This is a genomic window from Cupriavidus sp. FW216-B1, from assembly GCF_058789195.1.
The window spans coordinates 1-10,267 of record NZ_JBYTEL010000009.1; the positions used below are offsets into that span (position 1 = coordinate 1).

The 10,267-nt window shown below is 71.3% G+C and carries 6 protein-coding genes; 2 read left to right on the forward strand and 4 right to left on the reverse strand.

Features of this window, described 5'->3' with window-relative positions; translation table 11 throughout:
* Window positions 1-362: 362 nt before the first annotated feature.
* Window positions 363-1,298: a patatin-like phospholipase family protein gene (locus tag AC3WXD_RS19365; protein ID WP_370552788.1), complete on the forward strand. Its 936-nt coding sequence runs from the start codon at window positions 363-365 to the stop codon at window positions 1,296-1,298.
* 83 nt (window positions 1,299-1,381) lie between these two features.
* Window positions 1,382-2,860, forward strand: a complete 1,479-nt coding sequence (locus AC3WXD_RS19370) for a dihydrolipoyl dehydrogenase family protein (RefSeq protein WP_020206283.1) — start codon at window positions 1,382-1,384, stop codon at window positions 2,858-2,860.
* Window positions 2,861-2,882: 22 nt separating this feature from the next.
* Here the strand turns inward: AC3WXD_RS19370 and AC3WXD_RS19375 are convergent, their stop codons facing one another.
* The 4 genes from AC3WXD_RS19375 to AC3WXD_RS19390 form a co-directional block, all read right to left on the reverse strand.
* Window positions 2,883-3,794, reverse strand: a complete 912-nt coding sequence (locus tag AC3WXD_RS19375; protein WP_492324472.1) for a ChaN family lipoprotein — start codon at window positions 3,792-3,794, stop codon at window positions 2,883-2,885.
* Window positions 3,795-3,978: 184 nt separating this feature from the next.
* Window positions 3,979-7,188: an efflux RND transporter permease subunit gene (locus tag AC3WXD_RS19380; protein ID WP_029044295.1), complete on the reverse strand. Its 3,210-nt coding sequence runs from the start codon at window positions 7,186-7,188 to the stop codon at window positions 3,979-3,981.
* Between the two features lie 19 nt (window positions 7,189-7,207).
* A complete protein-coding gene (locus tag AC3WXD_RS19385; RefSeq protein WP_492324473.1) occupies window positions 7,208-8,440 on the reverse strand; it encodes an efflux RND transporter periplasmic adaptor subunit in 1,233 nt (410 codons plus the stop codon).
* Between the two features lie 344 nt (window positions 8,441-8,784).
* Complete coding sequence (locus tag AC3WXD_RS19390; RefSeq protein WP_492324474.1) at window positions 8,785-9,948, reverse strand: MFS transporter; 1,164 nt, start codon at window positions 9,946-9,948, stop codon at window positions 8,785-8,787.
* Window positions 9,949-10,267: the final 319 nt, after the last annotated feature.

The window sequence follows — 10,267 nt, forward strand, 5'->3', positions numbered from 1 at the left end:
GCCTACTTTCTTTTCGGGGAAAAGAAAGTAGGTCGCTCCGGGGGAGCGAAAGCCTTTGACTTTGACTTTGAAGTTGATTTTGACTTTGATGTTGACTTTGACGTCCAGCACTTAACTTTGACGTTCAGCCGCCGACTTTGAAGTAGCCTTTGAACGCCAAGACCCAGAAAGAAAAAAGTGCCCCTTTCCCCCCAGAACGAACCACCAGCCCCCAACAGCGGCCCCCTCCCCCCACCCCCTGTATCATTCCCCCAACCCGCGCCGCACCGGCCCCCCCAATAGCAGCCCGGCCACCCGGCCACAATCCAGGACCAGGAACGACCCGAACCGCCATGCCAGAGCCGAAGCCGGAATCCGCCCTCATGCCCGTCGGTGCCGACCATGCCCCGCCGCGCGAGCCGGACCGCATGCGCGCCGCGTCGCCGTTCGACCAGGTGGTGTTCGCCGGCGGCGGCAACCGCTGCTGGTGGCAGGCCGGCTGGTGGGACAGGGTGGCGCCCGAGCTGGGCCTGCGTCCGCGCGTGATCGCCGGCATCTCGGCCGGCGCCGCCACCGCGTGCATGATCTACACGCACGACGCGCGCCAGGTCATGGCGTACTACCAGGAGGTGCTGGCGGACAACCGGCGCAACGTCTACTGGAGCAACCTGCTGACGCGGCAGCGCGTGTTCCCGCACTACGGCATCTACCGCGGCGCGCTGCTGAGCATCTTCGCCGATGGCCGCCTGGCGCAGTTGCAGGCCGCGCCCGAGATCCGCGTCGGCGTGGCGCACATTCCGCGCTGGAGCGGGCCGCGCATGGCGGTGCTGGCGGGCCTGGTGGCCTACAACATCGAGAAGCACTGGCTCAGGACGCTGCACCCGCGGCTGGGCCGCAGGCTCGGCTTCCGTCCGGAGTTCGTGCGCGCGCAGGACTGCGGCTCGCCCGAGCAGCTGGCGGACCTGCTGCTGCAGTCGGCCTCCACGCCGCCGTTCACGCCGGTGCTGCGCCGCGACGGCCGGCCGGTGCTGGACGGCGGCATGGTCGACAATGTGCCGGTCGACGCGCTCGACCCCACGCCGGGCAACGTGCTGGTGCTGGTGACGCGGCTCTATCCGCGCCCGCGGCGCTTCGTGCTGCGGCACGGCGGGCAGCGGCGGCTTTATCTGCAACCTTCGCAGCGGGTACCGATCTCGAGCTGGGACTACACCCGGCCCGGTGCGATGATCGCTGCCTACGAACTCGGCCAGCGCGACGGGGAAACCTTTCTGCGCGAATGGCCGTCTGTCATGAAGACGGAGCTCGGCACCACCGCATAGCGTTCTTCGGACGCGCCGGCCGGCCTTGCGGCTCTGTCATCTCGATGTGCAACGCGGCCTTCGCGCCGCCACAGGAGGCATTGATGACGAAACGCCAGGCAAGACCGGCAAGCGAGCGCCAGAGCGCGCGCAGGGCGACATCCGAGCAGCCCGTCGAGCGCGTGCCGCGCCGCGGCAGGCGCCGCGGCGGCGCGCAGCGCGAGGCGGATTTCGTGGTGATCGGCGCGGGCTCCGGCGGCGTGGCCGCGGCGCGCCGCGCGGCCGCGCACGGCGCGCGCGTGGTGCTGATCGAGCGCGACGCGATCGGCGGCACCTGCGTCAACCGCGGCTGCGTGCCCAAGAAGATGCTGTCCTACGGCGGCACCCTCGCCGCCATTCTCTCGGGCTGCCTGTCGCACACCGGCGGGCGCGAGGACTGGGGCGACGCCATCGTGCGCGTCAACGCCGAGATGGCGCGCCTGCACGTGGCCTACACCCACCGCCTGCAGGAAGCCGGCGTGACGCTGCTGCACGGCGAGGCCACCGTCACCGCGCCCGACCTGGTGCAGGTCGGCGCCGAGACCATCCACGCGCGCCGCATCCTGATCGCCACCGGCGCGCGCCCGCAGACGCTGCCGGTGCCCGGCGGCGAGCTGGCCGGCACCTCCGACGACGTCTTCACCTGGCAGAGCCTGCCGGCCTCGATCGTGGTGATCGGCGGCGGCTACATCGCGGTGGAGCAGGCCTCGATCCTCTCGCGCTACGGCGTCAAGGTCGAGATGCTGGTGCGCGAGAGCCGCCTGCTCGAGCGCTTCGACCACGAGATCGCCGCGGCGCTGGCCGAGGCGCTCGCCGCCAGGGGCGTGCGCCTGCATTTCAATGCCGAGGTCACGCTGCTCAACCAGGCCAACGGCGCCATCGACGTGTGCTACCGGCAGGGCGCGCCCGATGGCGATGGCAACGATGGCGGCGGCGACCGCGTCCACACCGTGCGCGCGCAGGCCGCGCTGGCCGCCATCGGGCGCGAGCCGCAGTGGGAAAACCTGGGCCTGGCGGCGCTCGGCGTGGAGAAGTCCGCGCAGGGCGGCATCCGCGTGGACCGCTCGTTCCGCAGCCGGGTGCGCTCCATCCACGCCGTCGGCGACGCCATCGACGGCCTGCACCTCACGCCGGTGGCCAGCGCCCAGGGCCGCTGGCTGGCCGACCGCCTGTTCGGCCGGCGCGGCGAGCGCGCCGACTTCGACGTGGTGCCGACCGCGGTCTTCTGCGAGCCCGCCATCGGCAGCGTCGGCCTGACCGAGCACGAGGCCATCGCGGCCGCCGGCAAGGCCGAGCGCGTGGAAAGCGTGGTGCGCCGCTTCGTCTCGCTGGAGAACCGCTTCGCCGGCAGCGGGCAGGCGTCGATGGTGAAGCTGGTGGTCAACGCGCGCAGCGGCCGCGTGCTGGGCGCGCACATGATGGACAACGCCGCGCCGGAGATCATCCAGACGCTGGCGGTGGCGCTGCGCCTCGGCGTGAAGCTGTCGCACCTGCGCACCACGGTGCAACTGCACCCGACCGTGGCGGAAGAGTTGTTCGCTTAAGCAGGCCCGCGCCGCGCGCGCCTCAGCCCATGCCGGCCGGCGCGGTGCCGGCGCCGGGCCGGGCGTCCTGGCACGGGTCCGGCCGCTTGCGCGCCGGCACCAGCACCACGCGGTCGTACTCGCCCACCTCGCCGGCGCCGGCCTGTTCCAGGTAGCCCACGCTGTAGATCTTGCCCGGATCGGCCGCGAGCCAGCGCGGCGCGCCCACGTCGCGGCGCACGTGGCCGTTGCCGGCGATCAGCACGGCGCCGCGGTCGGCGTAGGCGCGCATGGCGGCGGCCATCACGGCGTCGCGCGCGGCCTGCGCGTCGAGCATGCCGGGCAGCATGGCCTTGGGGAAATTGCCGCAGTGGCCGCGGTCGAGCACCGCGGTCTGCTCGCTGACCACGTCGGCGGGCAGCGGCGCGGCCAGGCCCAGGCGCTGGCGCTCGGCCGGCTCGAACACGCCGTCGAGCCCGCCGCGCACGATCCTGCCGGCATCGGCGCGCGACAGGTTGGCCGCCACCAGCGGCAGGTCGTATTGCAGCGCGAGCGCCACCACCGGCGTGTACAGCTCCCATTGCCAGCCCTTGCCGCCGGCCTGCGCGACCACGTAGGCGGCGTCGCCGGGGCGCTCGCGGCGGGCGCGGTCGATGTCGGGCTGGCGCTCGCGGTCGAACTGCTCCATCGCGATGGCGGGCCGCCAGCCGGCGGCGAGCGCGCTCGACAGCGCCAGCAGGCGGCGCTTCTGGCCGTCGGCGTTGTCGTGCACTTCACCGAGCAGCACGTAGGTCTTGCCGGTGAACTGGTGCGCGACGTCGCCCGCCACGGTGGCCGGCGGCGTGCCCGCGCAGCCCGCCAGCGCGGCGAGGAAGGCAGCGAGGAGGGCGGCGGCGAGCGCCAGTCCGGCGCGGCGGCCGGCAGGCCGGCAAGCAAGGCGGTGACGTGTCTGCATGGCGGGGAAGTCCGGATTTTTCATGTGGTGGCTGGCGCGCATGGCGACCATTATTGCCCAGTTGCGGGCGGCGCGCTGCGCACCTCGCCCCGCGCGCGCCGGCCGGCGCAAACGAAAAGGGCGGCGCCGGCTGACCCGGCACCGCCCCTGTCTTCTCCCGGCTCGCGCCGCGGCGTCGGCCCGCTCAGTGGCTGGCGCCGGCCGCCTCCCCGCCGACCAGTTCCGGCAGGCGGTTGCCTTCCGAATCGATCTGCAGCGGCCCGGTGCCCGAGAAGCGGTCCAGCGCGAGGTAGATCACCGGCGTGATGAACAGCGTGATGACCTGCGAGAACAGCAGCCCGCCCACCACCGCCAGGCCCAGCGGCTGGCGCAGCTCGGCGCCGGCGCCTAGGCCCAGCGCCAGCGGCAGCGCGCCGGCCACGGCGGCGAAGGTGGTCATCATGATCGGGCGGAAGCGCAGCAGGCAGGCCTGCCGGATCGCGCGCGCGGGCGCCATGCCCTGCTCGCGCTGCGCCGCCAGCGCGAAGTCGATCATCATGATGGCGTTCTTCTTGACGATGCCGATCAGCATCAGCACGCCGATGGTGGCGATCAGCGACAGCTCCACGTTGAAGATGAACAGCGTGAGCAGCGCGCCCACCGCCGCCGACGGCAGGCCGGCCAGGATGGTGAGCGGGTGGATGTAGCTTTCGTACAGCACGCCCAGCAGCGTGTAGATCACCGCGATGGCGGCCACCAGCAGCAGCACCTGGGTGGCCTGCGAGGACTGGAACACCGCGGCGTCGCCGCCCCAGCTCGTGAAGATCGAGGTCGGCATGTCGATCTCCTGCCGGTAGGTGTCGATCTTGGACGAGGCCGCGCCCAGCGCCGCGCCCGGCGCGAGGTTGAACGACACCGTCACCGAGGGCAGCTGGCCCTGGTGGTTCACGGCGATCGGGCCGACCCGGCGCTCGGTGGTGGAGAAGGCCGAGACCGGCACCATCTGCCCGGTCTTGCTGCGCACGTAGAGCTTGGAGAACGCGGTCTCGTCAGCGCGGTCGATGTCGGCCGCGGTCAGGATCACGTAGTAGTTGTCGATCGGCGTGTAGATGGTCGAGACCTGGCGCTCGCCGAACGCGGAGTACAGCGCCTGGCGCACGTCCTGGATCTGCACGCCGAGCGCGTTGGCCTTGTCGCGGTCGATGGAGAGCTGCGCTTCCAGGCCGGATTGCTGCGAGTCACTGGTGACGTCGCGGAACACGGGGTCGGCGCGCATCCTGGCCATCAGCTTGTCCGAGTATTCCTGCAGCTGGCCGGCCTTCACGCTCTGCAGCGTGTACTGGTAGCGGCTCTTGCTCTGGCGCCCGCCCAGGCGCAGGTTCTGCACCGGCGAGAAATAGACCGCCAGCCCGGGAATGCCGGACACGTCGTGGCGCAGCGACTCGACCACTTTGGACATGCGCGGGCGCTGGCCGTGCGGCTGGAGCTCGACGAACATGCGGCCGGTGTTGATGGCCGGCGAGTTGCCGCCGCCGATCGTCACCACCACGCTGCGCACCGCGGGGTTCTTGCGCATGCGCTCGGCGGCGTCGCGCAGGCGCTCGGCCATCGCGTCGAACGAGATGTCCTGCGGGCCTTCGGCGTTGACCTGGATCTGGCCGATGTCTTCCTCGGGGAAGAAGCCCTTGGGAATGGTGGCGAACAGCACCGCGGTCAGCACGAAGGTCAGGCCGGCCACCGCCAGCACCGACTTGCGGTGCGCCAGGCACCAGTCCAGCCCGCGCGCGTAGCGGTGCAGCGTGAACTCGAACAGGTCCTCGAACCACTGCGTGGAGCGCAGGCCGATGGTCTGCTTCTGCGCCGCGGCGGGCGCGTGCGCCGCCTGCCCGGCGTGGTCGCCGTAGGTGTGCTGCGACTCGTCGATGGGCACGTTCTCGGCCGAGAGGAAGCGCGCGCACAGCATCGGGATCAGCGTGAGCGACACCAGCGCCGAGACCAGGATCGACAGCGACACCACCGCGGCGAACTCGTGGAACAGCAGGCCGATCACGCCCGGCATGAAGAAGATCGGGATGAACACCGCGATCAGCGAGATCGAGATCGACAGGATGGTGAAGCCCATCTCGCGCGAGCCGATCAGCGCGGCGCGCAGCGGCGGCACGCCTTCCTCGATGTGGCGCACGATGTTTTCCAGCATCACGATGGCGTCGTCCACCACCAGGCCCACGGCGAGCGTGATGGCCAGCAGCGAGACGTTGTCCAGGCTGTAGCCGAACACCTTCATCAGCGCCACCGTGCCGATCAGCGAGATCGGCAGCGACACGGTGGGGATCAGCGTGGCGGCGGCGCGGCGCAGGAACAGGAAGATCACCATCACCACCAGCGCCACGGTCAGCGCCAGCGTGAACTGCACGTCGTGGATCGACTCGCGGACCGACACCGAGCGGTCGTTGACCACGCTGACGCTGACCGAGGCCGGCATCTGCTGGATCAGGCGCGGCAGCGTGGCCTTGATGGCGTCCACCACGGCCACCGTGTTGGCGTCCGGCTGGCGCAGCACGGCCAGCACGATGGAGCGCTCGTTGTTGAGCCAGCTGCCGGTCTTGATGGTCTCGACGCTGTCCTCGACCTCGGCCACGTCGGACAGCCGCACCAGCGCGCCGCTGGGCTGGCTGGCCACGATGATGTTGCGGAAGGCGTCGGCGCTGGCGAGCTGGCGGTTGGCCTGGATGGTGAGCGTCTGGCGCGCGCCGTCGAGCGTGCCGACCGGGGTGTTGGCGTTGGCGCGGTTCAGCGCGGTGGCCAGTTCGTCGAGCGTGAGGCCGCGCGCGGAGAGCGCGTCCGGGTGGGCGCGCACGCGCACCGCGAAGCGCTTCTGGCCGTTGACCTGCACCTGCGCCACGCCGGGCAGCGTGGCCAGCGTGGGCGAGATCAGGTTGTCGCCGAACGCATTGAGCTCGGCCAGGCTCAGCGCCGGCGAGTTGATCGCCAGCAGCAGCACCGGCGCGTCGGCCGGGTTGACCTTGCGGTACGACGGCGGCACCGTCATCTCGATCGGCAGCGAGCGCTGCGCGCGGAACAGCGCGGCCTGCACGTCCACGGCGGCGGCGTCGATGTCGCGGTCGTTGTTGAACTCGATGGTGATGCTGGAGTTGCCGAGCGTGTTCGACGAGCTGATCACCGACACGCCGGGAATGGTGGCGAACTGCTTTTCCAGCTGGATCGCCACCGAGGCCGCCATGGTCTCGGGACTGGCCCCGGGCAGCGTGGCGGTGACCTGGATCACCGGCGAGTTGAACGACGGCAGCGCGGCGATCGGGATGGTGGGGTAGAGCGCGATGCCGGTGACGATCACCGCAAGGCACAGCAGCACCGTCATCACCGGACGGCGGATACAGAGCTCGGACAGGTTCATGGCTTGGGGGCTCTGGACTTCAAGGCTTGGCGTCGGCGGCCGGGGCGCTGGCGGCGCCCCGGGCGGCCGGCGGGGCTTCGCGCACCAGGCTGCCCGCGCGCAGGTTCTGCGCGCCTTCCACCACCACGCGCGCGCCCGGCTGCACGCCGTCAATGACGGCGGCGCTGGCGGTCGAGATCTGCACCTTGACCGGCACCGGCTTGACGCGGTTGTCGGCCTGCACGACGTAGACGAAGCGGCCTTCCGGGCCGGTCACGACCGCCTGCGGCGGCACCGACAGCGCGCCCTTGAGGGTCTGCACCACGGCGTCCACGTTGGCGTAGGTGCCCGGCCACAGGCGCTGCTCCTCGTTGTCGAACTGCGCCTTGATGCGGATGCTGCCGTACTGCGGGTCGACCGAGTTGTCCACAAAGCTGATCTTGCCCGTCACCGGCGTCTTGCTGCCGTCGTTGGGCATGGCGGTGACGGCGACCGGGCCGGCGTGCAGCGCCTCGCGCAGCGCCGCGAGCTGGCGCTCGGGCAGCGTGAAGGTGACGGCGATGGGCTGGATCTGCGCGATCGTGACCAGCGGCAGCGCGCTGGTGGGCGTCACCAGCGAGCCGGGGAACATGTTGATCACACCGGTGCGCCCGGCGATGGTGGCGCGGATGGCGCCGTAGCTGACCGCCACGCGGCTGGCCTCGATGGCGGCCTGGTCGGCGCGGATGGTGGCCTCGAAACCGTCGACCTTGGCCTGCGCCGTGTCCACCGCGCTCTTGGAGATGAAGTTGCGCTCGAGCAACTCCTGGCTGCGCGCCAGCGTGCGGCGCGCGTCGGCGAGGTCGGCCTGGTCGCGCAGCAGCTGGGCCTGCGACTTGGCGAGGTTGGCCTCGTCCATGCGCGTGTCCAGCGTGAACAGCAGATCGCCCGGCTTGACCGACTGGCCTTCCTTGATGTGCACGGCGCGCACCGTGCTCGAGACCTGCGGGCGCACCTCCACGGTGGACAGCGCGCTGACCGTTCCGTTGGCGCTCACCTGCAGCGGCACGTCGCCCTGCTGGACCACGGCTGTGCTGACCACCACCGCGGCCGGCGCCTTGGCGGCGGGTTTCGGCGCCATCCAGGTGCGCCAGCCATACCAGCCGCTGGCCACCAGCACGGCCAGGACCGCGAGCAGCAGCCACGGGGAGACCCGGCCCTTGCCGGTGCCCGTGGCCGGGCTCCACTTACCGTCGACAAAGCCCTTGGCCTGGTCGATGCCATTCGTTTTCATGTGAGGTCTCTCTTACAGTGCGCGCGTCACGCGCCGCTCCCCGACGACCCGGCTTCTTGGAACCGATGCCGCCTCGCGACAAAACCGCTACTAGTACAGGATCGGGACCGTCGGCGGCTAGCGACTTGGCATGCCGGATCATTACAACGTATTACAGCGCACCGCCGAAGCCTGTTCGCTCCAGCTTATCCGTACTTGTATCGAAAGCCAAACATTAGCAGAAAAGCATGACATGGCGACACATTCCGGCGGCATGTTGTCGATGCCGGCCCATGCGCAGGCGGAAAAGCGGGCGGGACGGCAATCCGGGGGATACCACGGAGTATGTCCGGCTCAGGTCCGGCTCAGGCCTGCCGCGCGGCGCCCCAGCGGCAGCCCAGCGCCCGCGCGCGCTGCGACACGGCCAGTGCCAGCAGCATCAGCGCGGCGGCGCCCCAGTGCAGGGCGTCGGCGCCGGCGGTGGCATAGATCGCCGCGCCGCCCATGGCGCCGAGCGCCTGGCCGAGGTAGATCGAGGAAGAATTGAGCGAGATCGAGGCCGAGGCCCGTTCCGGCGCCAGCGCCACCAGCCGCGCCTGCTGCGCGCTGTTGGTGGCGAAGCCGCCCACGCCCCACAGCATGAAGATCAGCACCAGCGCCACCGGCCCGATCGCGGCCAGCGGCCACAGCAGCATGGCCGCCAGCGAGGTCAGCATGGCCAGCTGGACGATGCGCGCGGGCGTGGCGCGGTCCATGCGCGCGGCGGCCAGCACGTTGCCGGCCACGCCGCAGGCACCGTAGGCGAGGAACATCAGGCTCAGCGCGGCGCCGCTGATGCCGTGCACGTCGCGCAGCAGCGGCGCGATATACGTAAACAGCGTGAACATGCCGGCCGACTGGATCATGGTGGTGGCCACCACCAGCACCATCGGCGTGTGCCGCAGCACCGCGCCCCAGGCGGCGCGGCCGACCGGCGCCACGTACAGCCGCGGCGGCAGCACGCGCCACACCGCCAGCGCCGCGGCCAGCGCCATCACGCCCACCAGCGCCATGCTGAAGCGCCAGCCCGTCGTGCTGGCGATCCACGTGCCCAGCGGCACGCCGACCACGCTGGCCACGCTCCAGCCCAGGAACACGAAGCTGATGGCGCGCCCGCGCGTGTGCGCGTTGACCAGCAGCGGCAGCGTGGCGGCCGCCTGCGGGGTGTAGATGGCCGCGCCCACGGCGGTGGCGAAGCGGATCGCCATCAGGCTGGCGAAGCCCGGCGCCAGCGCCGCGGCCAGGTGCATGGCGGCGTACACCAGCAGCGCGCCGGCCAGCAGCACGCGGCGGTCGATGCGCGAGCCGAGCGTGGCGAACAGCGGCGCGCCCACGCAGGTGGCCAGCGCGAACACCGAGATCAGCTGCCCGGCCGTGGCCGCGCCCAGGCCGAAGTCGCCGGCGATGTGGTTGAGCATGCCGGTGACGATCATCGCGCCGGTGCCGATGACGAAATTGCCGAAGCACAGCGTCAGGAGCCTGGGATCCATTGCGGCCGGCGCCGCGAGGCGCCACGAGGGGACAGGGGAAGGGCGGACGGAAACGCGGCCCGCGCGTCACCCGGGCCGCGCGGTGCGGCGAGTGTAGCGGGTTTGCCCGGTTCGCGTTTCGGCGTGGCGGCCGGGGCACAAGCCGGGAGAATAAAAGGAGGGAGGAAGGGGGGGAAAACGTGGAAAAACGGGGCGGCCGCGCCGCCCCGCGGCACGCCTCAGCGCGACAGCGCGGGCGTGAGCGCCTTGGGATTGGCGATGCTGTCGTGGGGGGGGGGGGGGGGGGGGGGGAGGGGGGGGGAGGGGGGGGGGGGAGGGG